Origin of the sequence: Caenimonas terrae (assembly GCF_042655405.1) — a bacterium.
Classification (GTDB): Bacteria; Pseudomonadota; Gammaproteobacteria; order Burkholderiales; family Burkholderiaceae_C; genus Ramlibacter; species Ramlibacter terrae_A.
On sequence record NZ_JBHSMF010000002.1, the window covers coordinates 281,457 to 304,884 of the forward strand.

Annotated in this window: 21 protein-coding genes; 13 read left to right on the plus strand and 8 right to left on the minus strand. The window is 67.7% G+C overall.

Annotated features, from left to right (window positions below; translation table 11 throughout):
• Positions 1–10 precede the first annotated feature (10 nt).
• Positions 11–2,347: a fimbria/pilus outer membrane usher protein gene (locus tag ACFPOE_RS01405; protein ID WP_376848208.1), complete on the plus strand. Its 2,337-nt coding sequence runs from the start codon at positions 11–13 to the stop codon at positions 2,345–2,347.
• Positions 2,348–2,369: 22 nt separating this feature from the next.
• Here ACFPOE_RS01405 and ACFPOE_RS01410 read toward each other — a convergent pair whose 3' ends face one another.
• The 6 genes from ACFPOE_RS01410 to ACFPOE_RS01435 all read right to left on the minus strand — a co-directional run bounded on the left by ACFPOE_RS01410 (position 2,370) and on the right by ACFPOE_RS01435 (position 7,679).
• Positions 2,370–2,744 (minus strand): hypothetical protein, encoded by a 375-nt coding sequence (locus tag ACFPOE_RS01410; RefSeq protein WP_376848209.1) that lies wholly within the window; start codon positions 2,742–2,744, stop codon positions 2,370–2,372.
• 281 nt (positions 2,745–3,025) lie between these two features.
• The gene (locus tag ACFPOE_RS01415; protein ID WP_376848210.1) at positions 3,026–4,369 is read right to left on the minus strand and encodes a sensor histidine kinase; all 1,344 of its coding nucleotides are present in this window, start codon (positions 4,367–4,369) and stop codon (positions 3,026–3,028) included.
• Complete coding sequence (locus ACFPOE_RS01420; protein WP_376848211.1) at positions 4,369–5,049, minus strand: response regulator; 681 nt, start codon at positions 5,047–5,049, stop codon at positions 4,369–4,371. The genes ACFPOE_RS01415 and ACFPOE_RS01420 overlap by 1 nt, the downstream gene beginning before the upstream one ends.
• A gap of 69 nt (positions 5,050–5,118) precedes the next feature.
• Positions 5,119–6,135 (minus strand): ABC transporter substrate-binding protein, encoded by a 1,017-nt coding sequence (locus ACFPOE_RS01425; RefSeq protein WP_376848212.1) that lies wholly within the window; start codon positions 6,133–6,135, stop codon positions 5,119–5,121.
• A gap of 12 nt (positions 6,136–6,147) precedes the next feature.
• Positions 6,148–6,915: a pseudouridine synthase gene (locus tag ACFPOE_RS01430; protein ID WP_376848213.1), complete on the minus strand. Its 768-nt coding sequence runs from the start codon at positions 6,913–6,915 to the stop codon at positions 6,148–6,150.
• Entirely contained in the window at positions 6,912–7,679 is a 768-nt protein-coding gene (locus tag ACFPOE_RS01435) for a Crp/Fnr family transcriptional regulator (protein WP_376848214.1), read from the minus strand. The genes ACFPOE_RS01430 and ACFPOE_RS01435 overlap by 4 nt, the downstream gene beginning before the upstream one ends.
• Positions 7,680–7,823: 144 nt before the next feature.
• Here ACFPOE_RS01435 and ACFPOE_RS01440 point away from each other — a divergent pair, with 144 nt between their 5' ends.
• The 9 genes from ACFPOE_RS01440 to ACFPOE_RS01480 all read left to right on the plus strand — a co-directional run bounded on the left by ACFPOE_RS01440 (position 7,824) and on the right by ACFPOE_RS01480 (position 18,297).
• Positions 7,824–9,770 carry an AMP-binding protein gene (locus ACFPOE_RS01440; protein WP_376848215.1) on the plus strand — a complete coding sequence of 649 codons (1,947 nt, stop codon included), beginning with the start codon at positions 7,824–7,826 and terminating at the stop codon, positions 9,768–9,770.
• 5 nt (positions 9,771–9,775) lie between these two features.
• Complete coding sequence (locus tag ACFPOE_RS01445; RefSeq protein WP_376848783.1) at positions 9,776–10,606, plus strand: ABC transporter ATP-binding protein; 831 nt, start codon at positions 9,776–9,778, stop codon at positions 10,604–10,606.
• 10 nt (positions 10,607–10,616) lie between these two features.
• Complete coding sequence (locus tag ACFPOE_RS01450) at positions 10,617–11,546, plus strand: branched-chain amino acid ABC transporter permease (RefSeq protein WP_376848216.1); 930 nt, start codon at positions 10,617–10,619, stop codon at positions 11,544–11,546.
• Between the two features lie 4 nt (positions 11,547–11,550).
• The gene (locus ACFPOE_RS01455) at positions 11,551–12,627 is read left to right on the plus strand and encodes a branched-chain amino acid ABC transporter permease (protein ID WP_376848217.1); all 1,077 of its coding nucleotides are present in this window, start codon (positions 11,551–11,553) and stop codon (positions 12,625–12,627) included.
• A 37-nt stretch (positions 12,628–12,664) separates the two neighbouring features.
• Complete coding sequence (locus ACFPOE_RS01460) at positions 12,665–13,981, plus strand: ABC transporter substrate-binding protein (protein ID WP_376848218.1); 1,317 nt, start codon at positions 12,665–12,667, stop codon at positions 13,979–13,981.
• A gap of 136 nt (positions 13,982–14,117) precedes the next feature.
• Positions 14,118–14,927 (plus strand): ABC transporter ATP-binding protein, encoded by an 810-nt coding sequence (locus ACFPOE_RS01465; protein WP_376848219.1) that lies wholly within the window; start codon positions 14,118–14,120, stop codon positions 14,925–14,927.
• A gap of 16 nt (positions 14,928–14,943) precedes the next feature.
• Positions 14,944–16,191, plus strand: coding sequence for a phenylacetate--CoA ligase family protein (locus tag ACFPOE_RS01470; protein WP_376848220.1), 1,248 nt, complete (start codon positions 14,944–14,946; stop codon positions 16,189–16,191).
• Between the two features lie 86 nt (positions 16,192–16,277).
• Complete coding sequence (locus ACFPOE_RS01475) at positions 16,278–17,270, plus strand: tripartite tricarboxylate transporter substrate-binding protein (RefSeq protein WP_376848221.1); 993 nt, start codon at positions 16,278–16,280, stop codon at positions 17,268–17,270.
• Between the two features lie 19 nt (positions 17,271–17,289).
• On the plus strand, positions 17,290–18,297 hold the full coding sequence (locus ACFPOE_RS01480; RefSeq protein WP_376848222.1) for a tripartite tricarboxylate transporter substrate binding protein: 1,008 nt from the start codon (positions 17,290–17,292) through the stop codon (positions 18,295–18,297).
• A 25-nt stretch (positions 18,298–18,322) separates the two neighbouring features.
• Here the strand turns inward: ACFPOE_RS01480 and ACFPOE_RS01485 are convergent, their stop codons facing one another.
• Positions 18,323–18,646: a DUF1840 domain-containing protein gene (locus ACFPOE_RS01485; protein ID WP_376848223.1), complete on the minus strand. Its 324-nt coding sequence runs from the start codon at positions 18,644–18,646 to the stop codon at positions 18,323–18,325.
• Complete coding sequence (locus tag ACFPOE_RS01490) at positions 18,646–19,908, minus strand: class I SAM-dependent methyltransferase (protein WP_376848224.1); 1,263 nt, start codon at positions 19,906–19,908, stop codon at positions 18,646–18,648. The genes ACFPOE_RS01485 and ACFPOE_RS01490 overlap by 1 nt, the downstream gene beginning before the upstream one ends.
• Positions 19,909–20,055: 147 nt before the next feature.
• Between ACFPOE_RS01490 and ACFPOE_RS01495 the strand changes: the two genes are divergently transcribed.
• The 3 genes from ACFPOE_RS01495 to gspF are packed head-to-tail and all read left to right on the plus strand — an operon-like array spanning position 20,056 to position 23,425.
• The gene (locus tag ACFPOE_RS01495; protein WP_376848784.1) at positions 20,056–20,532 is read left to right on the plus strand and encodes a MarR family winged helix-turn-helix transcriptional regulator; all 477 of its coding nucleotides are present in this window, start codon (positions 20,056–20,058) and stop codon (positions 20,530–20,532) included.
• A complete protein-coding gene (locus ACFPOE_RS01500) occupies positions 20,529–22,136 on the plus strand; it encodes an AMP-binding protein (protein ID WP_376848225.1) in 1,608 nt (535 codons plus the stop codon). The genes ACFPOE_RS01495 and ACFPOE_RS01500 overlap by 4 nt, the downstream gene beginning before the upstream one ends.
• 50 nt (positions 22,137–22,186) lie before the next feature.
• A complete protein-coding gene (gene gspF, locus ACFPOE_RS01505; protein WP_376848226.1) occupies positions 22,187–23,425 on the plus strand; it encodes a type II secretion system inner membrane protein GspF in 1,239 nt (412 codons plus the stop codon).
• Positions 23,426–23,428: the final 3 nt, after the last annotated feature.

Below are 23,428 nucleotides of genomic sequence, written 5' to 3' on the forward strand. Positions count from 1 at the left end.
AGGACCCGCCGTGGAGCCGATCGTTCTCGCGGTCACGGTCAACACCGAGCCGAAGGGCGAGTTTTTCCTGAGCCGCACGGCCGACGGCGACTTCCTCGTCAAGGTATCCGACCTGGTGGCGGCGGGCTTCGCCGCACCGGCGGGTCCCATCATGATGCTGGAGGGCGAGCCCCACGTCAGCCTGCGGTCGATCGGTGGCGTGACATTCGACTTCGATCAAAAGACGCTCACGCTGCGGATCATGGCCGATCCGGCCTTGTTGCCTTCGAACACGGTCGACCTGGCCGCCCGCCGCCGCGCGCCTCCCGCCGATCTCTCGCAGCCGAGTGGATTCTTCAATTATTCGCTCAGCTACGGGGCGGCCGGCCCCGAGGCCAGAGCCGATGCGGACTTCGCCGGCGAGCTCGGCCTGCGGATGGGCGATTTCCTTGCCTTGGGCAACGGGAACACCATTCGTACGCCCGACGGCCAGAAGAAGTTCGTTCGCCTCATGAGCAACGTCAGCAGGGACGACCGCAACACGCTGCGCCACTTCGTCGCCGGCGATTTCTTTGCCACGTCGCGCGACCTTGGCAACGGCGCGATCATTGGCGGTGTGGGCATCAGCAAGCTCTACGATCTCGACCCGTATCTGAACCCCAACCCCGTCCACAACATCAACGGAGTAGCCACCCTGCCGAGCGATCTGGAGGTGTACGTCGACGGCCAGAAGATCCGGTCTGAAAGAGTCCAACCCGGCCCCTTCGAATTGCGCGACGTGGCCGGTTATGGCGGCGCCCGATCGGTTCAGGTGCTGCTGCGTGACGCGTTCGGGCGCGTTCAGCAGCTCGAATTCCCGCTGTACTTCAGCAGCGAACCCCTGCGGCCAGGATTGCACGATTACAGCTACGCATTTGGTGCAATGCGACGCGGGTACGGCGCAGTCAGCAACAACTACGGGCCTCCCGCGCTGGTGATGTACCACCGCTATGGACTGACCAACGCCGTCACGCTCGGTGTCCGGGGTGAAGGCAGGCGTGGGCTCTACAACGCGGGTCCTACCGCGACCTTCGTTCTGGGCAGGGCCGGCGTCCTGAATGTCGCCGTCGCCGCGAGCTCGATCGATGGCACCCGCGGTTATTCCGCCCTGGTGGGCTATGACTACCAGTCTCGCAACTGGAGCGTATCCGCCTCCTTGCGGCGTGACTCCCGCCGCTATATCGCGTTGAGCGACCCGGCAGTTATCAGTGGCCGGAAATTCGACGGCAGCTTGTCAGTTGGCTATAGCTTCGACACGTTCGGTTCGATTTCAATCAGCCGATCGGTTTCCTTCGGGCACTCAAACCAGGTGCCCAGCGCCGCCTCGGCTGCGCAAGCCTATTCCGTCGCCGTATTCGACAGCCGCAGCGACACATCCTTGAGCTACACGGTCCCGCTGCTCGCGGGACGCGCCACCCTCGCTGCGAGCCTGGGCCATGTCAAAGATTCGCAGGGAACCCGCAACGAGCTGTTCGTCAACCTGAACTTCAACATTGACAGCGAGCGCCGGCTGGCGAGTACCTACCAGCGCAATTCTCAAAGCCAGACCGAATCCGTCCAGTTGGACCGCGCCCAACCACTGGGCGAGGGTTTGGGCTACGACCTTTCCGCCAGTCACACGCGCGGCCCGGCAGGCGACAGCTTAAAGCTCAGGCTCTCGACCCAATACAACGCTCCTGCTGCGATATTCCGCGCGGATCTGGGCCGCCAGCACGGCGTGGGCACCACGCCATCAGAAGAAGGCTCCTACCGTTACACCGTTGCCGGCGGGCTCGCCGTCATCGGCCGGAACCTGGCGATCGGCCGACCGATCACGGACAGCTTCGGCCTGGTCCGGACCGGCAGCCTGGGCGGAGTCCCTGTCACCGTGAACGGCCAGCCGGTGGGCGTGACCGATGGTCGCGGACAGCTGCTCATCACGTCGCTGTCTTCGTATCACGACAACCAGGTCGCACTGCTCCCGCAGAACATGCCGATCGACTACGCATTTGCCGCGACGAGCAAGCGGGTGGCCCCGCCTGCGCGCGGCGGCGTGCTTCTGGATTTCCCGGTGACGAAGATGCAAGGGGTTCTCGGCAAGCTGAAGGTCGACCATGACGGATCGATCACGAGGCCGGACCAAGGTGAAGTCTCGCTCGCCGGCAATGGCAGGATGGTCCTGCTGCCGGTCGGCCGCGGCGGCGAATTCTACGTGGAAAACCTCTTGCCCGGAAGATACCCAGCCACAGCGGCCGTGGACCAGACGACCTGCAGCTTCGAACTGGTCATTCCGGTTTCGAACGAGCCGTTCATCGATGTCGGCGACGTCATCTGCAAAGCATCGCCTTGAGCCCCTTGCCTGCGGCCCCGAATCAAAGTGGCGTCACCGAGAGTTGCACCGGCCACGGGTGCTCTCCGCGCTGGGCGCCCTTGGCCAGGACAAGGCGGAATCTCAGGTCGAGGTTCTTTCGCGTCACGCCACGGACCCCGCCCCGCTGGAACACGAGTCCTCCAGCAGCGCCCAACTGAATGTCCGAGTCCAGGCCCGACATCACGATCTCGCGCACGAAATCGTCCTGGGCCGCAACGAGAAGCACGTACCCGGCCGGGCTGTTGGTCTGCACCGCGACCTGAACCGCGGACGGCACCGCCAGGTAGCCACGCGCCACGTCCGCTTCCGTCACCAGGATGGAGGCCGGCTGCTTGAGCACGGTGAGCGTCGCGCGTTTGAGGACGGTGGCACTCAATGAAAGAGTCGTGGTCGCCTCGGTTGCGCCAGCGCTGGTGGCCGAACAAATCAAGGATGCGAGCAACAAGCAAAGCACTCGTCGCGCTGCGAATGACTGGGGACCACGGCGAGGTCTGATACTTTTCCTCATCGGGCTGCTACTTCTCGGTTGCGTCCATCGTGCGCGCCGAGAAGCAGCCAGAGGTAAGGAAAAGTGCCCTACCGTGTAGGCAAATAATTCACATGAACATACGGGATTGACCTGGCGTCGCCAGGGCGGGCGCGGACAAGAGCGCCGCGTTAAGCCGGCTCGACCCGCGCCACCAGCCCGCTGCCGTCCTCGCGATTGCGCAGCGCGATGCGCAGGCCGCAGCGTTGCGCCGCGCTCTGCGCGATTGCCAGGCCCAGGCCGCTGCCGCGGGCGCCGTTGCCCGGCACCCGGAAGAAGCGGTCGAACACGCGGGGCAGCATGTCCTCGGGAATGCCCGGGCCGTTGTCCACCACTTCGACCGCGGGCTTGCCGCCCTCGTTGAGCACGCGCACGTCGACGACGCCGCCCTCGGGGGTGTAGCGCAGTGCGTTCTCGATCAGGTTGTCCAGCACGCTGCGCAGGTCGCCGCAGGCGCAGCGCAGCGCCGCAGGCGGCGCGCCGGCGCCGGCCACCAGGCCCAGGTCGATGTTGCGCTGGTCCGCCAGCCCGATCAGCGTATTGATGCTTTCGCGCAGCTGCGCCTCCAGGTCCACGGTCGCCGCCGGATCCGGCGTCGCAGCCTCCTGGCGCGACATCTTCAGCAGCTGGTCCACCAGCCGCTGGGCCCGCTGCACGCCGCTTTCCAGCTGGGCGAAGCTTTGCCTGCAGGCGCCTGCGGGCAGGTCGCGGCGCACGTTTTCCAGCTGCAGTGCGACCGCGGTGATCGGCGTGCGCAGTTCATGGGCCGCATCCTGGACGAAGCGATGCTGCGCCGCGAAAGCGTCGCGCAGTCGCGCCAGCAGGCTGTTGAACGAGGTCACCAGCGGCTTGATTTCGGCCGGCACCCGCTCCAGCGTGAGCTGCGAGAGGTTGTGCTCGTCCTGCTGCGCCGCCTGGCGGCCGATGTCCTGCACCGCCCGAGACACCGCCGCCACCACGCTCCACAGCACCAGCATGGCCAGCGGCAGCAGCAGCAGGATCGGCACGATGGCGGCGCCGGCCCGCTCCACCGCCAGCCGGCTGCGGAACTGGGAACTCTGGAGCACCTGCACCCGGTGCCCGGTGGGGCTGGCGGCGGTGGTGAAGACGCGCCAGCCGCTGCCGTCCTGCTGCAGGTCGTGGAAGCCCTGTTCCGGCTGCAGGCCGGCGCGCAGCTCCGGCAGGGTCGTCACCTGCAGCGCGCGGTCGCCGCCGAACACCTGCGTCACGTAGGTGCCCCATTGATGGGCCCGCTCCAGCGTCAGGACCATCTGCGGCATGTAGCCCTCGTTGGACGAGATCGACTGGGCCAGCTGCTCCATCTGGTCGTCCATGAACGTGTCGACCATGCGGCCGTAGGACCAGTAGGCGAAGGCGGCCGACGCCAGGCCGACCAGGATGAACAGCGGCACCAGCCACAGCAGCAGCGCGCGCCGCAGCGAACACATCGACCCGCGCGGAAAGACGTGCACCATCACAGCCGCTCCCGCGGCGCCGGGTCGCCGGCGATCCGCCAGCCCAGGCCCCGCACATTGCGGATGGTGTCGGCGCCGAGCTTGCGCCGCATGCCGTGGATCAGGACGTCGACCGCGTTGCTGCTCACCTCTTCGCCCCAGCCGTAGATTCGGTTCTCCAGCTGGTCGCGCGACAGAATGGCGCCCGGCCGCTCCAGCAACGCATGCAGCAAGGCGTATTCGCGGGCCGACAGCTGCGAGCGCTCGCCCTGCACCAGCACTTCGCGGGTGGTCAAGTCCAGCTGGACCTCGGGGCTGCCGATGATGGAGTGCGCGCTGCCGTCGCGGCGGCGGATCACGGCCCGCATGCGGGCCAGCAGTTCGCGGAATTCGTAGGGCTTGACCAGATAGTCGTCGGCACCGATGTCCAGGCCGGCCACGCGGTCGTCCAGGCCATCGCGCGCCGTCAGCACCAGCACCGGCGTCTGGTTGCCTTCGCTGCGCGCCTTGCGCAGCACCTCGACGCCGTCGCGCTTGGGCAAACCGAGGTCCAGCAGCACGCAGGCGTAGTCGCCGTCGGCCAGCGCGCTTTGCGCCAGCAGGCCGTCCTTCACCCAGTCGACCGACCAGCCGTTGGCATCCAGGGCGTCGCGCAGGCTCTGGCCGATCATCTCGTCGTCTTCGACCAGCAGCACACGCATGGTTTCTCCCGGAACCTGTTCAATCCAGACTGGATGATGCGCCGCCTGTCTTAGCTGGCCGTTAGCGGCTCAGCGCGGCAGCGCCTCCACCTCGCGGGTCCAGCGCTCGATCAGGCGCTTGCGCTCCGCCGCCCTGCCGTACTTCTCGAAGTCGTACTTGATCAGCTTCACCTCGGCCATCGACGGGATGCGGGCGTCCGGCTTGAAGGTCTTGTTGGCCGGCGACTGCAGGCTGCCGACCTTGCCGCCGATCGACTGGCCAGCCGGGCTCATCAGCCAGTCGTAATAGCGCTTCGCGTTGTCCATGTTGCGCGCACCCTTGACCAGCGCGATGCCGCCCACCTCGTAGCCGGTGCCCTCGCAGGGCGCGGCCGTCTTCACCGGGAATTTGTCGTAGCGCCACTTGTCGAAGCCGAAGATGAAGCTCACGCCCACGCCGACTTCGCCCTTGGCCACGTTGGGCGCCTGGGCCTGGCCGCTGCGGGTGTACGTGGTGGTGTTCTTGTGCAGCTTCTTGAGGTAATCGAAGGCGGCGTCCTCGCCCATCAGCTGCACCAGGCCCGCGATGATGGTGTAGGCCGTGCCGCTGGTCGCCGGGTGGGAGATCTCGATCTCGCCCTTGTAAACCGGCTTGACCAGGTCGGCCCAGCACTTCGGCTCCGGGATGTGCCTCTTCTTCAGCACCTCGGTGTTGTAGCCGAAGCCGATCGCGCTCGTATAAAACCCGCCGACCATGTTGCCGGACATCGCGTACTGGCGCACCGCCCATTCGTGCAGGTCGTTGATGTAGGGCGGCCGGTAAGGCTCCAGCAGGCCCTGTTCGGCCGCCTGCAGGAAAGGGTCGCCGGTGCCGCCCCACCAGATGTCGGTCTTGGGATTGGCCGACTCCGCGCGCAGCTGCGCCCCGATCTCGCCCGTGCCCTTGTGGGCCTGGTTGACCTTGATGCCGGTGGCGCGCGAAAACTCCGCGGCCGCCGCCTCGCACCAGGAGGCGTCGGTGCTGCACAGGGCGTTGACCACACCCTGGGCCTGCGCCTGCAGGGCGACCAGCGAAAGGACGGCGAGCGCGACGCTGCGGAATTTCATGGGGACGTGCGCCTAGAAGCGCTCCTGCGGACCGAGGTAGCGCCATTGTCCGACAGGCAGGTTGCCCAGCACAACGCGGCCGATGCGGATCCGCTTCAGCCCCACCACCTTCAGCCCCACCTGCTCGCACATCCGGCGGATCTGCCGCTTCTTGCCCTCCTTGAGCACGAAGCGCAGCTGCTCCGGGTTCTGCCACTCCACCTGTGCCGGCTTGAGCGCCTGTCCGTCCAGGCTCAGCCCGTGGCGCAGGCGCGCCAGCTGCGCCGGCGGAAAGGCCTTCTGCACGTCGGCGGCGACGTCGCCATAGGTGACGCGCACCAGGTATTCCTTCTCCATGCCCGAGTCCTCGCCGATCAGCTGGCGGGCGATGCGGCCGTCCTGCGTCAGCACCAGCAGGCCGATCGAATCGATGTCCAGCCGCCCGGCCGGCGCCAGCCCGCGCAGCTGCGACGGCGCAAAGCGCAGGCGCGTCGCATCGCCGTTCCAGTGGCTGCCGGCCTGCACCAGCGTCACCGCCGGCTGGTGGCCGTCCTCGGCCTGGCCGCTGACATAGCCCATGGGCTTGTTCATGATGATCGTGACCTGCTGCTCCTGCTGGCCGCGGGCCTTGGGATCGACCTCGATGCGGGCATCGGGCGTCACCTGCAGCCCCATGGGCGCGAGCTGGCCGTTGACGCGGACCCAGCCGCGTGCGATCCAGTCGTCGGCTTCGCGGCGCGAGCACATGCCCAGTTCGGCCATGCGCTTGTTCAGGCGGGAGGTGTTGGTGGATTCGGTCATGCGGTGGAAGTCGTTGAGTGGGTGGCGTCCGCGCCGGCCGGCGCGCGCGGCCGGGGCTGCGACTTGCTGGAGCGCAAGGCCTCCAGATTGAGCACGCGCAGGCCGCCGTATTCGACCCGGATGGTGCCCTGCGCTTCCAGCGCCCGCAGCGATTCGTTGACGCGCTGGCGCGAGAGGCCGACCAGGTAGCCCAGTTCCTGCTGCGTGATGCGCAGGATCTCGCCGACGCCGGGATAGAGGACGGGATTGAACAGCGCCGCCAGGCTGCGCGCCACCCGCACGTCCGGGTTGCCCATGCGGTCGATCTCGCGGGCGGCGATGAACTGCCCCAGCCGCTCGTTGAGCTGGTCCATCACGAAGCGGTTGAAGCCGATGGAGTGGTCCAGCAGCCAGTGGAAGCTGTCCACCGGCAGGCCGGCCACCACGCTCTTGCGCAGCGCCTGGATGTTGTAGCGGTAGCTTTCGCGCTTGAGTGCGGTGCCCTCCCCGAACCAGCCCCCGGGCGGCACGCCGGTGAAGGTCATGGTCTGGCCCTGCGCGTTGTCGCTGCTCATTTTCAGCAGGCCCTCCACCACGCCGAACCAGTAGGTCACCGGCCGACCGATGCGGCACACGTAGTCGCCCGGCAAGGCATCGCCGACCGTCACCTGCGCCGCCGCGCGATCGCGCTCGCCCGGCTCGAGCGAGCGCAGCCAGGGGATGCCGGCCAGCTCCGCCGGCGTCGGGTCGCGCTTGCGCTGGTAGAGGGGGATGTCGTGGGCCATCGGGGTGGAAGTACGCGCTGTTGATCCGGGTCAAGGTCGGGGCAGGTCCTATCAGGACATTCCCTAGGATTGTCGTTGGAAAGACAACGTGGCGTCAAAGCGGCTCCTAGCATCAGCGCCACCGACGAACCGAGGATTCAAGCGATGGAGACCACCTTTCCGCGACTGCTGCTGCAGCATGCTGCGCAGCGGCCGGCCGCCGCCGCGATGCGCGAAAAGGAATACGGCATCTGGCAGAGCCTCAGCTGGCAGGCCATGGCGCAAATGGTGGAGCAGCTGGCCTGCGGCCTGCACCAGGCCGGGCTTGCGCGCGGCGAACACATCGTGGTGGTCGGCACCAACCGGCCGCGGCTGTACGCCACCATGCTGGCGGCACAGTCGCTGGGCGCGATCCCGATCCCGCTGTACCAGGACGCGGTGGCCGCCGAGTGCGTCTTCCCGATCAACAACGCCGACGTCCGCTTCGCCTTCGCCGAGGACCAGGAGCAGGTCGACAAGCTGCTGGAGGTGCGCTCCCAATGCCCGCAGCTGGTCGCGCTCTGGTACGACGACCCGCGCGGCCTGCGCAACTACAGCGAGCCGGGCCTGTCGTCGGTGGACGCCCTGCTCGAACAGGGCCGGCGGTTCGCCGCCGCGCAGCCCGGATTCTTCCGCGCCGAGGTGGAGAAGGCCAGCCCCGACGACGTCGCGGCGATGTTCTTCACCTCCGGCACCACCGGCAACGCCAAGGGCGTGGTCCACACCCACCGCACGCTGCTGGACCGGGCCGAAGCGGGGGCGCGGTTCGACAAGCTGACCGACAAGGAAGAAGTGCTGGCCTACCTGCCGCCGGCCTGGATCGGCCAGAACATCTTCAGCTACGCGCAGTGGCTGGCCTGCGGCTACATCGTCAACTGCCCGGAGTCGGCCGCCACCGTGATGATCGACCTGAAGGAGATCGGCCCCACCTATTACTTCGCGCCGCCGCGGATCTTCGAAGGACTGCTGACCACGGTGATGATCCGGATGGAAGACGCCAGCGCCGTCAAGCGCAAGCTGTTCCAGGCCTTCATGGACCTGGCGCGGCGGGTCGGACCGGCGCTGATGGACCACAAGCCGGTGTCGGCCTGGGACCGCCTGAAGTACGCCATCGGCAACATCGCCGTCTACGCGCCACTGCGCAACAACCTGGGCTTCTCGCGGGTGCGCGTCGCCTACACGGCGGGCGAGGCGATCGGCCCCGACCTGTTCTCGTTCTACCGCTCGATCGGCATCAACCTCAAGCAGCTGTACGGCTCCACCGAGACCGCGGTGTTCGTCTGCCTGCAGCCCGATGACCAGGCCCGCTCGGACACGGTGGGCGTGCCGATCAGCGGCGTTGAGATCAGGGTCGCCGACAACGGTGAGATCCTGGTGCGTTCGCCGGGGCTGCTCAAGGAGTACTACAAGAACCCGCAGGCCACCGCCGAAGTGCTGACGGCCGACGGCTGGTACCACACCAGCGACGCCGGCTTCCTGGACGCCCACGGCCACCTGAAGATCATCGACCGCGTCAAGGACGTCGGCCGCATCGTCGGCGGCGCCAACGACGGCGCCATGTTCGCGCCCAAGTACGTCGAGAACAAGCTGAAGTTCTTCCCCTACATCAAGGAAGTGGTGGCCTACGGCGACAAGCGCGACCGGGTCTGCGTGATGATCAACATCGACTTCGACGCCGTCGGCAACTGGGCCGAGCGCCGCAACCTGCCCTATTCCGGCTATACCGACCTGGCGCAGAAGCCCGAGGTCTATGCGCTGATCGCCGACTGCGTGGAGAAGGTCAACGCCGACCTGGCCAGCGACGCCCTGCTGGCCGGCTCGCAGATCAGCCGCTTCCTGATCCTGCACAAGGAGCTGGACGCGGACGACGGCGAACTCACCCGCACCAACAAGGTCCGGCGCGGCTTCATCGCCGACAAGTACCAGGTGCTGGTCGACGCGCTGTACGGCGGCAAGAACGAGCAGTACGTGGAGACGCAGGTGCGCTTCGAGGACGGGCGCACCGGCTCGGTGAGCGCGACGCTGAAGATCGCCGACACCAGGACCTTCGCGCCGGTGAAGGCGGCGGCGTGAAGATCATGGGCGACGCCGCAACCATGGACACCGCCCCCCCTGGCGCGGCGCCGGCGGGCCGCCGGCTGGGCCCGGTGATCCTGGAGGTCAAGGACATCTCGCTGGCCTTCGGCGGCGTCAAGGCGCTGACCGACATCTCGTTCGACGTCCGCGAGCACGAGATCCGCGCCATCATCGGCCCCAACGGCGCCGGCAAGAGCTCGATGCTCAACTGCATCAACGGCGTCTACCAGCCGCAGCAGGGCAGCATCAGCCTGCGCGGGCGCACCTTCCGCCACATGAACAGCCGGCAGGTGGCCGAGATGGGCGTGGCCCGCACCTTCCAGAACCTGGCCCTGTTCAAGGGCATGAGCGTGCTGGACAACATCATGACCGGCCGCAACCTCAAGATCAAAAGCAACCTGCTGCTGCAGGCGCTGCGGATCGGCCCGGCGCAGCGCGAAGAGATCGAGCAGCGCGAATTCGTCGAACACATCATCGACTTCCTGGAGATCCAGGCCCACCGCAAGACGCCGGTCGGCCAGCTGTCCTACGGGCTGCAGAAGCGGGTGGACCTGGGACGGGCGCTGGCGATGGAGCCGCAGGTGCTGCTGCTGGACGAGCCGATGGCCGGCATGAACGTGGAGGAGAAGCAGGACATGTGCCGCTTCATCCTGGACGTGAACGACGAGTTCGGCACCACGGTGGTCCTGATCGAGCACGACATGGGCGTGGTGATGGACATCAGCGACCGCGTCGTGGTGCTGGACTACGGCAGGAAGATCGGCGACGGCACGCCCGCGGACGTCCGCGCCAACGAGGACGTGATCCGGGCCTACCTCGGCACTTCGCACTGAGACCAACCAGATGGCCTTCTTTCTCGAAACCCTGCTCGGCGGCCTGATGGCCGGCATGCTCTATTCGCTGGTGGCGCTCGGCTTCGTGCTGATCTTCAAGGCCTCCGGCGTGTTCAACTTCGCCCAGGGCGCCATGGTGCTGTTCGCGGCGCTGGCGATGGCGCGCCTGTCGGAATGGATCCCGCAGCTGACGGGGCTGCAGAACAAGGTGGCGGCCGACCTGCTGGCCTTCGTGCTGGCCGGCGCGCTGATGTTCGTGGTGGCCTGGCTGGTGGAGTGGCTGGTGCTGCGCCACCTGGTGAACCAGGAAGGCGCGACCCTGCTGATGGCCACCCTGGGCATCGCCTATTTCCTCGAGGGCCTGGGCCAGACGCTGTTCGGCAGCAGCATCTACAAGATCGACATCGGCATGCCCAAGGACCCGGTCTTCGTGCTGGACAAGGTGTTCCCGGGCGGCATCCTGATCAACAAGGAAGACCTGTATGCCGCGCTGATCGCCGCCGTGCTGGTCGTGCTCCTGAGCCTGTTCTTCCAGAAGACCGGCACCGGCCGCGCCCTGCGTGCGGTGGCGGACGACCATCAGGCGGCGCAATCGATCGGCATTCCGCTGGGGCGGATCTGGGTGATCGTCTGGTGCGTCGCCGGCGTTGTCGCGCTGGTGGCGGGAATGATCTGGGGCAGCAAGCTGGGCGTGCAGTTCTCGCTGGCGACCGTGGCGCTGCGCGCGCTGCCGGTCGTGATCCTGGGCGGCCTCACCTCGGTGCCCGGCGCCATCCTGGGCGGGCTGATCATCGGCGTCGGCGAAAAGCTGTCGGAGGTGTACATCGGCCCGATGGTGGGCGGCGGCATCGAGATCTGGTTCGCCTACGTGCTCGCGCTGGGCGTGCTGCTGATCCGGCCGCAGGGCTTGTTCGGCGAGAAAATCATCGATCGGGTCTGACGCCATGCTGTACAGAGAAAACGGCCAGTTCAAGACCAGCTACCGGTCCGACCAGCAGATCTTCCCGATCGCGCAGGACCGCGTCTTCATCGCGCTGCTGCTGGTGGTGGCCTTCGTCGTCGTGCCGGGCATGGCCAGCGACTACATGTTCCGCGCCATCCTGATCCCGTTCCTGATCATGGCGCTGGCCGCCCTGGGCGTGAACATCCTGGTGGGCTACTGCGGCCAGATCTCGCTGGGCTCGGGCGCGTTCATGGCGGTCGGCGCGTACGGCGCCTTCAATTTCTTCGTGCGCGTGCCGGGCATGCCGCTGGTGCTGGCGCTGATCCTGGGCGGGCTTTGCGCCACTGCGTTCGGCATCCTGTTCGGCCTGCCCAGCCTGCGGGTCAAGGGGCTGTACCTGGCCGTCGCCACGCTGGCCGCGCAGTTCTTCAGCGACTGGATGTTCCTGCGGATCAAGTGGCTGACCAACGACTCGCCCTCGGGCTCGGTGTCCGTCAACAGCCTGCAGGTGTTCGGCGTCTCGATCGACAGCGCGATCGGCAAGTACTGGTTCTGCCTGGTGCTGCTGGCCGTGATCGCGCTGCTGGCCAAGAACCTGGTGCGCGGCGCGATCGGCCGCGAATGGATGGCGATCCGCGACATGGACGTGGCCGCCGCCGTGATCGGCATCCGGCCGATGTACGCCAAGCTCAGCGCCTTCGCCGTCAGCTCCTTCATCATCGGCGTCGCCGGCGCGCTGTGGGCCTTCGTCTACCTCGGCTCCTGGGAGCCGGCGGCGTTCTCGGTGGAGCTGTCGTTCCGCCTGCTGTTCATGGTGATCATCGGCGGGCTCGGCTCGATCATGGGCGCCTTCTTCGGCGCCGCCTTCATCGTGGTGCTGCCGATCGCGCTGAACCAGTTCCTGCCGCAGCTGGCCCGGCTGGTCAACGCCGACATCGGCACCGCCGGCATCGCCCACGCCGAGCTGATGATCTTCGGCGGCCTGATCGTGTGGTTCCTGATCGTCGAGCCGCACGGCCTGGCCAAGCTCTGGTCCACCGGCAAGCAGAAGCTGCGCCTGTGGCCGTTCCCGCATTGAGTTCCCGTCCCGCTTCCCTTCATCACAGGAGACACCAATGAAGCTTTCGAAGTATGTCCTGGCCACCCTGCTGGCCGTCGCGATGGCGCCCAGCGCCTTCGCCCAGGCCAAGGAGCAGTTCTTCCCGCTGCTCTCGTACCGCACCGGACCCTACGCGCCCAACGGCACGCCCTGGGCGAACGGCAAGCAGGATTACCTCAAGATGATCAACGCCCGCGACGGCGGGGTCAACGGCGTCAAGCTGACCTTCGAGGAATGCGAAACCGGCTACGCCACCGACCGCGGCGTCGAGTGCTACGAACGCCTCAAGAGCCGTCCCGGCGTCGCGCTGTTCGATCCGCAGGCCACCGGCATCACCTTCGCGCTGACCGAGAAGGTTCCCACCGACAAGATCCCGCTGATCACGCTGGGCTACGGGCTGTCGGTGTCGCAGGATGGTCAGGCCTTCAAGTGGAACTTCCCGCTGATGGGAAGCTACTGGACCGGCGCCGACATCCTGATCCAGCACATCGCCAAGAAGGAAGGCGGCTTCGACAAGCTCAAGGGCAAGAAGATCGCGCTGGTCTACCACGACTCGCCGTTCGGCAAGGAGCCGATCCCGCTGCTGCAGGAGCGCGCCAAGATGCACGGCTTCAACCTGGAGCTGATCCCGGTCACTGCGCCCGGCGTGGAGCAGAAGGCCGCCTGGTTGCAGGTGCGCCAGATGCGCCCGGACTACGTGCTGCTGTGGGGCTGGGGCGTGATGAACTCCACCGCGCTGAAGGAAGCGCAGGCCACCGGCTATCCGCGCGAGAAGATGTACGGCGTCTGGTGGTCGGGCGCGGAGCCGGACGTGAAGGACGTGGGTGAAGGCGCCAAGGGCTACAACGCGCTGGCGCTCAACACCTCGGGCCAGCAGCCCAAGGTGATCCAGGACATCCTGAAGTATGTGCACGGCAAGGGCCAGGGCACCGGCCCGCGCGACGAGGTCGGCACAGTGCTGTACACGCGCGGCGTCATCATCCAGATGCTGGGCGTGGAGGCCGTGCGGCGGGCGCAGGAGCGCTTCGGCAAGGGCAAGGTCATGACCGGCGAGCAGGTGCGCTGGGGGCTGGAGAACCTGGCGCTGGACCAGAAGCGGCTCGACGCGCTGGGCTTCGCCGGCGTGATGCGGCCGCTGTCCACCAGCTGCTCCGACCACATGGGCTCCACCTGGGCCCGCGTGCAGACCTGGGACGGCAGCAAGTGGGTCTTCAGCTCCGATTTCATCCAGGCCGACGAGCAGATCATCAAGCCGATGGTCAAGGCCGGCGCCGAGAAATACCTGGCGGACAAGAAGATGGCGCGCCGTACCGCGGCGGACTGCCAGTCTTGATCGGCTGCGCCGATCCGCTGGCAATTGCCAGGGATTGACGGCACCCTCCCCAACCCCTCCCGCCTGGCGGGAGGGGCAGCGGCTCCCACGAGCCGCCAAATGAAAGGCCAGAGCCTTTCATTTGGTGAACACATTCATGAGCACATCCAACATCGTCCTGAACGTCAACGGCATCGAGGTCATCTACAACCACGTGATCCTGGTGCTCAAGGGCGTGTCGCTGCAGGTGCCCGAGGGCAGCATCGTCGCCATCCTGGGCGGCAACGGCGCCGGCAAGACCACCACGCTGCGCGCCGTGTCGAACCTGCTCAAGGGAGAGCGCGGCGCGGTCACCAAGGGCTCGATCGAGCTGCGCGGCGAGCGCATCGAGAACCTGTCCCCCGCCGACCTGGTGCAGCGCGGCGTGGTGCAGGTGATGGAGGGGCGCCACTGCTTCGCCCACCTCACCATCGAGGAGAACCTGCTGACCGGCGCCTACACGCGCCGCAACAAGGCGGAAATCGCCGCCAACCTGGACAAGGTCTACGCCTATTTCCCGCGCCTGAAGCAGCGGCGCACTTCGCAGGCGGCGTACACCTCGGGCGGCGAGCAGCAGATGTGCGCCATCGGCCGCGCGCTGATGGCCAACCCGAGCATGGTGCTGCTGGACGAGCCGTCGATGGGGCTGGCGCCGCAGATCGTCGAGGAGGTGTTCGAGATCGTGAAGGACCTCAACGCCAGGGAACGGGTGACCTTCCTGCTGGCGGAGCAGAACACCAGCATGGCGCTGCGCTACTCCACCTACGGCTACATCATGGAAAGCGGCCGCGTGGTGATGGACGGCCCGGCCGCCGAACTGGCCACCAACGAGGACGTCAAGGAGTTCTACCTGGGCGTGGGCGGCGGCGAGCGCAAGAGCTTTCGCGACGTCAAGAGCTACAAGCGGCGCAAGCGCTGGCTGGCCTGAAGGGATGGACCATCGAATGAACAGCTATTTCGACGCCCTCGAGACGCGCGACCCTGCGCAGCGCGAAGCGGAGCTGATGGCGGCACTGCCGGCGCAGGTGGCCCATGCGCAGCGCGAGAGCGCCGCCTTCGCCAGCATCCTGGCCGGCATCGACGCGGCCTCCATCACCAGCCGCGGCGCGCTGGCGCGCCTGCCCGTCATCCGCAAGCACGAACTGCTCGAACTGCAGGTGCAGGGCCGCCAGGCCGATCCCTTCGGCGGCTTCAGCGCTGTGCGCTACGGCCCGCGGATGCCGCGCGTCTTCGCCAGCCCCGGCACCATCTACGAACCGCAGGGGGCGCGGCCCGACTACTGGCGGCTGGCGCGGGCGCTGTTCGCCGCCGGTTTTCGCAGCGGCGAGCTGATCCACAACTGCTTCAGCTACCACTTCGTGCCGGCCGGCTCGATGATGGAGACCGGCGCCCACACGCTGGGTTGCAGCGTGTTCGCCGGCGGCACCGGCCAGACCGAGCAGCAGGTCAACGCGATCGCCGAACTGCGGCCGGCCGGCTATGTGGGCACGCCCAGCTTCCTGAAGATCATCGTGGAGAAGGCCGCCGAGATGGGCGTGCCGCTGCCCAGCATGCGCAAGGCGATGGTCGGCGGCGAGGCCTTTCCGCCCAGCCTGCGCGACTGGCTGGCCGAGCGCGGCGTCACCGGCTACCAGTGCTACGCCACCGCCGACCTGGGATCGATCGCCTACGAGACCGAGGCGCGCGAGGGCCTGGTGCTGGACGAAGGCGTGATCGTGGAGATCGTGCGACCCGGCACTGGCGACCCGGTGCCCGCGGGCGAGGTCGGCGAGCTGGTGGTCACCACGCTGAACCCGGACTACCCGCTGGTGCGCTTCGGCACCGGCGACCTGTCGGCGCTGCTGCCCGGGGCCTGCCCCACCGGCCGCACCAACGCCCGGATCCGCGGCTGGATGGGACGCGCCGACCAGACCACCAAGGTGCGCGGCATGTTCGTCCATCCGGGCCAGGTGGCCGAGGTGTTGCGCCGCTTTCCCGAGCTGCTCAAGGGCCGGCTGGTGGTCAGCGGCGAGATGGCCAACGACGCGATGACGCTGCAGGTGGAGGCGGCCGCCGCGGCCGACGGGCTGGACCAGCGCATCGGGCAGGCGATCCGCGACGTGACGAAGCTGCGGGCCGAGGTGCAGCTGTTCGCCCCCGGCAGCCTGCCCAATGACGGCAAGGTGATCGAGGACGCGCGCAGCTACAAATGAACACAAGGGCGCTACGTAATTCCCGCCATGGAAAGGCCGGCTGCGGCACTTACCATCTGGGCCTCATCCAAGAAGGAGCGCCATCCATGAAGAAAATCGCCCTGTCGCTCGTGTCGCTGGCCGCGCTGGCCGGCCTTGCGTTCGGCGCCCATGCCGCCGACTATCCGCAAAAGGACAAGGTGATCACCATCGTCGTGCCCTTCGCCGCCGGCGGCCCGACCGACCGCGTCGCGCGCGACCTGTCCGAAGCGCTGCGCAAGCCCCTGGGCGGCGCCACCATCGTGGTCGACAACGCCTCCGGCGCCGGCGGCTCGATCGGCGCCAACAAGGTGGCGCGCGCAGCGCCGGACGGCTACACGCTGCTGCTGCACCACGTGGGCATGGCCACCATGCCGACCCTGGTGCGCAACATCCCGTTCAAGGTGGAAAGCGATTTCGAATACCTGGGCATGGTCAACGACGTGCCCATGACGCTGATCGGCAAGCCCTCGCTGCCGGCCAGCAACTTCCGCGAGCTCACCACCTGGATCCACCAGAACAAGGGCAAGATCAACCTGGGCAACGCCGGCGTCGGTTCGGCCTCGCACCTGTGCGGGCTGCTGTTCCAGAGCGCCGTCAAGACCGACATGGTGCCGGTCCCGTACAAGGGCACGGGCCCGGCGATGACCGACCTGATCGGCGGCCAGATCGACCTGATGTGCGACCAGAGCACCAACACCACCAGCCAGATCGAGGCCAAGAAGGTGAAGGCGTTCGCGGTGACCACCGCCAAGCGCCTGACCATTCCGGCGCTCAAGGACCTGCCGACGCTGCAGGAAGTGGGCCTGAAGGACTTCCAGGTGACGATCTGGCACGGCCTGTACGCGCCCAAGGGCACGCCGGCCGACGTGCAGAAGAAGATCAACGACGCGCTCAAGATCGCCCTGAAGGACCCCGAGTTCATCAAGCGCCAGGAAAGCCTGGGCGCGGTGGTCGTCAGCGACAAGCGCATGGAACCGGCCGAGCACAAGAAGTTCGTGCTGTCCGAAATCGCCAAGTGGAGCCCGATCATCAAGGCCGCCGGCGTCTACGCCGACTGAGCCCCCGCAGGAGAGCGCATTGAACCCATTCGTCCGTCCCGGCCGCCGCGCCGCGCTCGCCCTCGCCTCCAGCCTGCTGTGCCTGGCCGCCCTGCCGGCGGCGGCACAGGGCAACTGGCCGACCAAGGCGGTGCGCATCGTCGTGCCGTTCGCGGCCGGCGGCACCACCGACATCCTGGCGCGGGCGATCGCGCCGGAACTGTCCAAGGCCTTCGGCCAGCCCTTCATCGTCGACAACCGCGCCGGTGCCGGCGGCAACGTGGGTGCGGAAATCGTGGCCCACTCGCCGCCGGACGGCTACACGCTGCTGATGGGAACGGTCGGCACGCACGGCATCAACCGTGCGCTGTACGCCAAGCTGCCCTACGACCCGATCAAGGACTTCGCGCCGATCACGCTGGTGGCCGGCGTGCCCAACGTGATGGTGATGCAGACCGAGAAGGCGCGCGCCCTGGGCATCAACAACGTCGCCGATTTCATCCGCTACGCCAAGGCCCATCCCGGCAAGCTGAACATGGCGTCCAGCGGCAACGGCACCTCGATCCACCTGGCGGGCGAGCTGTTCAAGAGCATGAGCGGCACCTACATGGTCCACTTCCCGTACCGCGGTTCCGGTCCGGCGCTGATGGACATGGTCAGCGGAACGATGGACGTGATGTTCGACAACCTGCCGTCGTCGATGCCGCAGATCAAGGCCGGCAAGCTCAAGGCCCTGGCGGTCACCAGCGCGCAGCGCTCCGCCGCGCTGCCGGACGTGCCCACCATCGAGCAGGCGGCGGGCCTGAAGGGCTTCGACGCCAGTTCGTGGTTCGGCCTGCTGGCGCCGGCCGGCACCCCGCCCGAGATCGTCAACCGCATCCAGCAGGAAGTGGCGAAGTCACTGGGGACGCCGGCGATCAAGGAGAAACTGCTGGCGCAGGGCGCGATCCCCAGCGGCAACACGCCGGCGCAATTCGCCCAACTGATCGAGAGCGAGCACCGCAAGTGGGCGAAGGTGGTGAAGGATTCCGGCGCCAAGGTGGACTGAGGCCGCCGGGGGCATCGGCTGCGGGCTACACGCCCCAGACGATGTCTTCGCCTTCCTTCTCGGCGCGCCGCAGCATGTCGACGAACGGCACTGCGCGCTGGCGCAGCGAGATGCCTTCGGCCCGCACCGGCTTGTCGCCCTTGGCCTGGGCGTCCGCCTCGGCCTGCTTCTGGTCGGCTTCGTCGCGCGCGATCGCGGCTTCCAGCGCCTGGATCGCGGACGCCATCTGGCCCGGCTCGATGATGCCCTTGGCACCCGGCTCCTTGCCGATGATTTGCAGCACCTGCCGGCCATTGGGCTCCAGCATGATCAGGTCACCGGCCGCCTTGGATTTGAACTTGTAGAGCATCAACGGTAGATGTAGTCGCGTTTGAACGGATAGGTCGATTGTGCGCCTTTGAGCGAGCCGGACTGCAGGTCGTGGTCGGGCCGGGTCGCCAGGATCTGGTGCAGCGAAGTCCAGCCTTGCTCAAACCCCATCGCGCAACCGGCCAGGTACAGGCGGTAGGCGCGCAGCACCCGCTCCGCCTCGGGCGCGCTGAGCGTGGACGCCAGCACCGCCCGCGCCTCGTCCAGCCGCGCCTCCAGCCCGTCGGACCAGGCCCAGAGCGTGCGGGCGTAATGCGGCCGCAGGTTCTCGGTGTCCACCATCTCCAGGCCGGCCAGCGCCATGTCCTTGAGCACATGGCTGATGTGCAGCAATTCGCCGCCGGGGAAGATGTACTTGCCGATGAAGTCGCCCATGCCGGCGCCGACCTGGCTGTTGCCCACCCCGCCAGCCGTGATGCCGTGGTTCATCACCAGCCCGCCCGGCTTGAGCAGGCGCCGCACCTTGCCGAAATAGGCGTTCATGTTGGCTTCGCCGACGTGCTCGAACATGCCGACCGAGGCGATCTTGTCGAAGCCCTGCCCTTCGTCCAGCTCGCGGTAGTCGCGCAGTTCCATCCTGACCCGGCCCTTCAGGCCCCGGGCGTCGATCAGCCGGTTCACGTGGGCGTGCTGGTTCTTCGACAGCGTGATGCCGGTGGCGTTGACCCCGTAATGCTCCGCCGCCCACATCAGCAGTCCGCCCCAGCCGGCGCCGATGTCCAGGAAGCGCTCGCCGGGCCTGAGCATCAGCTTGCGGCAGATGTGGTCCAGCTTGGCTTCCTGCGCCTGCGCCAGCGACATGTCGGCGCTGGCGTAATAGGCGCAGGAATAGACCCGGCGCGGGTCCAGCCACAGCGCATAGAAATCGTCCGAGACGTCGTAATGGAACTGGATCTGCTCGGCGTCCTTCTGCGGCGAGTGGTGGGCGATCGAGCGGGCCCGGCGCGCCAGCTGGGTGAACCAGCTGGCATTGCTCTCCACCGGGCTGCCGGGGACCAGCCGGGCCGCCACCGCCATCAGGTCGCGCATCCGGCCTTCGAGCTGCACCCGGCTTTCGACGAAGTCTTCCGCGATGCGCCCGATCTGGCCGGCTGCCATCGTCGCCAGCCCCGACCAGTCCTTGAAGGACAGGGTGACGGCGGCGGCGGCAGGCCCGACCCGCTGGCCAGCGGGCAGCTGGATCGCAACCGGAACAGGCAAACCCGCCAGGCGGGACTCGATCTTTCGCACCAGAGCGTTCATATGCAAATTCTTGCGAATGTTGCCGCCCGCAGTCAACACGACAGTTGTAGGACGGCTGCGCTTTCTCCCTGCCACCCGAGGGCAGCGCCCGGTTGACAGCAATTCGTTGAGGCTTAAACTATTTAGATGACAAGCGGAGAGCCGGTGATGGACATGGAAGCGCGCGCCCACGGCGGGCAACCGGACGCGCTGCGCCTGTGGCTGCGGCTGCTGACCTGCACCCAGCTGATCGAAAAGCAGGTGCGCAGCGAGCTGCGCTCGCAGTTCGGCACCACGCTGCCGCGCTTCGACCTCATGGCCCAGCTCGAACGCTCGCCCGAGGGACTGAAGATGAACGAGCTGTCGCGCCGGATGATGGTCACCGGCGGCAACGTCACCGGCATCACCGACCAGCTGGCTGCCGAAGGGCTGGTGGACCGGGTGGACGTCGAGGGCGACCGCCGGGCCTACCGCGTGCTGCTCACCCCCAAGGGGCGCAAGGCGTTCCAGGAGATGGCAGCCAGCCATGCGCAATGGGTGGTGGATGCCTTTGCCGGCCTCACGGACAAGGAGATCGCCGTGCTGCACAAGCTGCTCGGCAAGGTCAAGGAGCACGCCAGGCAAGGCCCCGAGGTGAACGCATGAGCGCACAGGTCGATCGTTTCGTCCATGAGCGGCTGCCGCCGCCGGACCTGATGCCGCGGCTGCTGCTCGACGCGCCGGAGCTGCAATTCCCGGCGCAACTGAACCTGGTGGAGGAGTTGCTCGACAAGGCGCCGGAGAAAGGGTTCGGCGACCGGCCGATGCTGCGCTCCAGCGGCCTGACGCTGACCTACGCCCAGGCGCGCGAACGCGTCGACGCCATCGTCCGGATGCTGACGCAGGACCTCGGCCTGGCGCCGGGCAACCGCGTGCTGCTGCGTGGCGGCAATTCCATCGGCCTCGCGCTGGCCTGGCTGGCGGTGGTCAAGGCCGGCCTGGTGGCGGTACCGACCATGCCGCTGCTGCGCTCGCGCGAGCTGGGCGACATCATCGACAAGGCGCAGCCGGCCGTCGCACTGTGCGAGCTGAAGCTGCTGGACGAACTGGACCTGGCGCGGCTGGAGCGCCCGCTGCTGCGCACGGTGGTGGTGTTCAATGCGGCGGGCGATGCCCAGGCCCAGCCCGCCAATGCCGCGCCGCCCGCCCCTGTCGCCGCCTGTCCCACCGCCGCGGAGGACATCGCGCTGCTCGCCTTCACCTCCGGCACCACCGGCAAGCCCAAGGCCGCGATCCACACCCACCGCGACGTGCTGGCCGCCTGCGAGACCTGGCCGCGCCACGTGCTGCGGCCGACGCCGGACGACATCGTGGTCGGCTCGCCGCCGCTGGCCTTCACCTTCGGCCTGGGCGGCCTGCTGATCTTCACGATGTGGGGCGGCGCCTCGGTCCATTTCCCGGACGCGCCGTACACGCCGGAAACCATGGTGCGCACCATCAACGACGTCGGCGCCACCATCTGCTACACCGCGCCCACCTTCTACCGCCAGATGGCGCCGTTCGCGCGCCAGCACGGCGTCGGCAAGCTGCGGCTGTGCGTGAGCGCCGGCGAAGGCCTGCCCGACGCCACCCGCCAGCTGTGGAAGGATGCCAGCGGCATCGAGATGACCGACGGCATCGGCGCCACCGAGATGTTCCACATCTTCATCTCGTCACCCCCGGGCGAGGTGCGGCGCGGGGCGATCGGCAAGGTGGTTCCCGGCTACCGGGCCAAGGTGGTGGACGACGACGGCAACGAGGTGCCGCGCGGCACCGTGGGCAAGCTGGCGGTGATGGGCGCCACCGGCTGCAAGTACCTGGACGACCCGCGCCAGGCCAATTACGTCAAGGCCGGCTGGAACTACCCCGGCGACGCGTTCCACCAGGACGAGGACGGCTACTTCTTCTTCGACGCCCGCGCCGACGACATGATCATCACCTCCGGCTACAACGTCGGCGGGCCGGAGGTGGAGGATGCGCTGCTGCGCCATCCGGCGGTGGCCGAATGCGGCGTGATCGGCAAGCCGGACGAGGCGCGCGGGATGATCGTCAAGGCCTTCTGCGTGCTCAAGCCCGGTCACAACGGCGACCATGTGATGGTGAAAGCGCTGCAGGACCACGTGAAGGCCAGCATCGCGCCCTTCAAGTACCCGCGCGAGATCGAATTCGTGGACAGCCTGCCGCGCACCGAGACCGGCAAGCTGCAGCGTTTCCGGCTGCGCCAGGCCTGAGCCGCGCGCCGGCGTGGCGGCGTGCCGCCGCGAATCCGGATAATGGCCCCATGCCCGCGTATTCCTTCGAAGCCCTCGACGCCCAAGGCGGCACCCTCAAGGGCGTGCTGGAGGCCGACACCGCCAAGGCGGCGCGCAGCCAGCTGCGCGCGCAATCGCTGGTGCCGCTGCAGGTCTCGCCCGTGGGCGCGGGCGCGGCCGGTGCCGCGAACGAACGCAACTTCGGCCTGGGCATGCGGCTGTTCGGCCGGCCGGTGTTCAACGCCACCGGCCTGGCGATCTGGACCCGGCAGATCGCCGGCCTGGTCACCTCGGGCCTGCCGCTGGAACGCGCCCTCACCGCGCTGACCGACGAAGCCGAGAAGGAAGAAGAGCGCAACCTGGTCGCCTCGCTGCGGGCCGAGGTCAACGCCGGCTCCTCGTTCGCCAAGGCGCTGGCGCAGCATCCGCGCGAGTTCTCGGACATCTACATCGCGGTGGTCAATGCCGGCGAGCAGAGCGGCCACCTGGGCCTGGTGCTGGAGCGGCTGGCCGACGACCTGGAAGAGCGCCAGACCCTGAAAGCGCGGCTGGTCGGCGCGGCGCTCTACCCTGCGATCGTGACGTTGGTGGCGATCGCGATCGTGCTGTTCCTGGTAGCCTACGTGGTGCCGCAGGTGGCCAACGTCTTTGCCGGCAGCAAGCACGCGCTGCCCTTTCTCACCGTCGCCATGCTGGCCGTGAGCGCGATGGTGCGGCAGTACGGCTGGATCGCCCTGATCGTGCTGGTGCTGGGCGCCTTCGGCCTGCGCGCCGCCTTGCGCAACGAGGCCTTCCGCGAGCGCTTCGATGCCGCCTGGCTGCAGTTGCCGGTGCTGGGCCGGCTGGCGCGCGGCTACAACGCGTCCCGCTTCGCCAACACGCTGGCGATGCTGGCCGGCGCCGGCGTGCCGATCCTGAAGGCGCTACAGGCGGCAGCCGAGACATTGAGCAACCGCGCAATGCGGGCCGACGCGCTGGACGCCACGATCCTGGTGCGCGAAGGCGCGCCGCTGGCCTCCGCCATCGCGCAGAAGAAGCGCTTCCCCGGCCTGCTCAGCATGTTCGCGCGGCTGGGCGAGCAGACCGGCCAGCTGCCGGTGATGCTGCAGCGCGCGGCCACGCAATTGAGCACCGAGGTGCAGCGCCGCGCGATGCAGCTGGCCACCATCCTGGAGCCGCTGCTGATCGTGACCATGGGCCTGGTCGTGATGCTGATCGTGCTGGCGGTGCTGCTGCCGATCATCCAGCTGAACCAGTGGGTGAAGTAGCCC

What these genes read in the sequence shown, in the direction of transcription:
- ACFPOE_RS01440 (WP_376848215.1), top strand. Translation starts at nt 7,824, where the DNA reads ATGGAGACCACCTTTCCGCGACTGCTGCTGCAGCATGCTGCGCAGCGG.
- ACFPOE_RS01500 (WP_376848225.1), top strand. Translation starts at nt 20,529, where the DNA reads ATGAGCGCACAGGTCGATCGTTTCGTCCATGAGCGGCTGCCGCCGCCG.
- ACFPOE_RS01435 (WP_376848214.1), bottom strand. Translation starts at nt 7,679, where the DNA reads ATGGCCCACGACATCCCCCTCTACCAGCGCAAGCGCGACCCGACGCCG.
- ACFPOE_RS01490 (WP_376848224.1), bottom strand. Translation starts at nt 19,908, where the DNA reads ATGAACGCTCTGGTGCGAAAGATCGAGTCCCGCCTGGCGGGTTTGCCT.
- ACFPOE_RS01455 (WP_376848217.1), top strand. Translation starts at nt 11,551, where the DNA reads ATGCTGTACAGAGAAAACGGCCAGTTCAAGACCAGCTACCGGTCCGAC.
- ACFPOE_RS01425 (WP_376848212.1), bottom strand. Translation starts at nt 6,135, where the DNA reads ATGAAATTCCGCAGCGTCGCGCTCGCCGTCCTTTCGCTGGTCGCCCTG.
- ACFPOE_RS01475 (WP_376848221.1), top strand. Translation starts at nt 16,278, where the DNA reads ATGAAGAAAATCGCCCTGTCGCTCGTGTCGCTGGCCGCGCTGGCCGGC.
- ACFPOE_RS01495 (WP_376848784.1), top strand. Translation starts at nt 20,056, where the DNA reads ATGGACATGGAAGCGCGCGCCCACGGCGGGCAACCGGACGCGCTGCGC.
- ACFPOE_RS01465 (WP_376848219.1), top strand. Translation starts at nt 14,118, where the DNA reads ATGAGCACATCCAACATCGTCCTGAACGTCAACGGCATCGAGGTCATC.
- ACFPOE_RS01415 (WP_376848210.1), bottom strand. Translation starts at nt 4,369, where the DNA reads ATGGTGCACGTCTTTCCGCGCGGGTCGATGTGTTCGCTGCGGCGCGCG.
- ACFPOE_RS01460 (WP_376848218.1), top strand. Translation starts at nt 12,665, where the DNA reads ATGAAGCTTTCGAAGTATGTCCTGGCCACCCTGCTGGCCGTCGCGATG.
- ACFPOE_RS01445 (WP_376848783.1), top strand. Translation starts at nt 9,776, where the DNA reads ATGGGCGACGCCGCAACCATGGACACCGCCCCCCCTGGCGCGGCGCCG.
- ACFPOE_RS01485 (WP_376848223.1), bottom strand. Translation starts at nt 18,646, where the DNA reads ATGCTCTACAAGTTCAAATCCAAGGCGGCCGGTGACCTGATCATGCTG.
- ACFPOE_RS01420 (WP_376848211.1), bottom strand. Translation starts at nt 5,049, where the DNA reads ATGCGTGTGCTGCTGGTCGAAGACGACGAGATGATCGGCCAGAGCCTG.
- ACFPOE_RS01430 (WP_376848213.1), bottom strand. Translation starts at nt 6,915, where the DNA reads ATGACCGAATCCACCAACACCTCCCGCCTGAACAAGCGCATGGCCGAA.
- gspF (WP_376848226.1), top strand. Translation starts at nt 22,187, where the DNA reads ATGCCCGCGTATTCCTTCGAAGCCCTCGACGCCCAAGGCGGCACCCTC.
- ACFPOE_RS01450 (WP_376848216.1), top strand. Translation starts at nt 10,617, where the DNA reads ATGGCCTTCTTTCTCGAAACCCTGCTCGGCGGCCTGATGGCCGGCATG.
- ACFPOE_RS01470 (WP_376848220.1), top strand. Translation starts at nt 14,944, where the DNA reads ATGAACAGCTATTTCGACGCCCTCGAGACGCGCGACCCTGCGCAGCGC.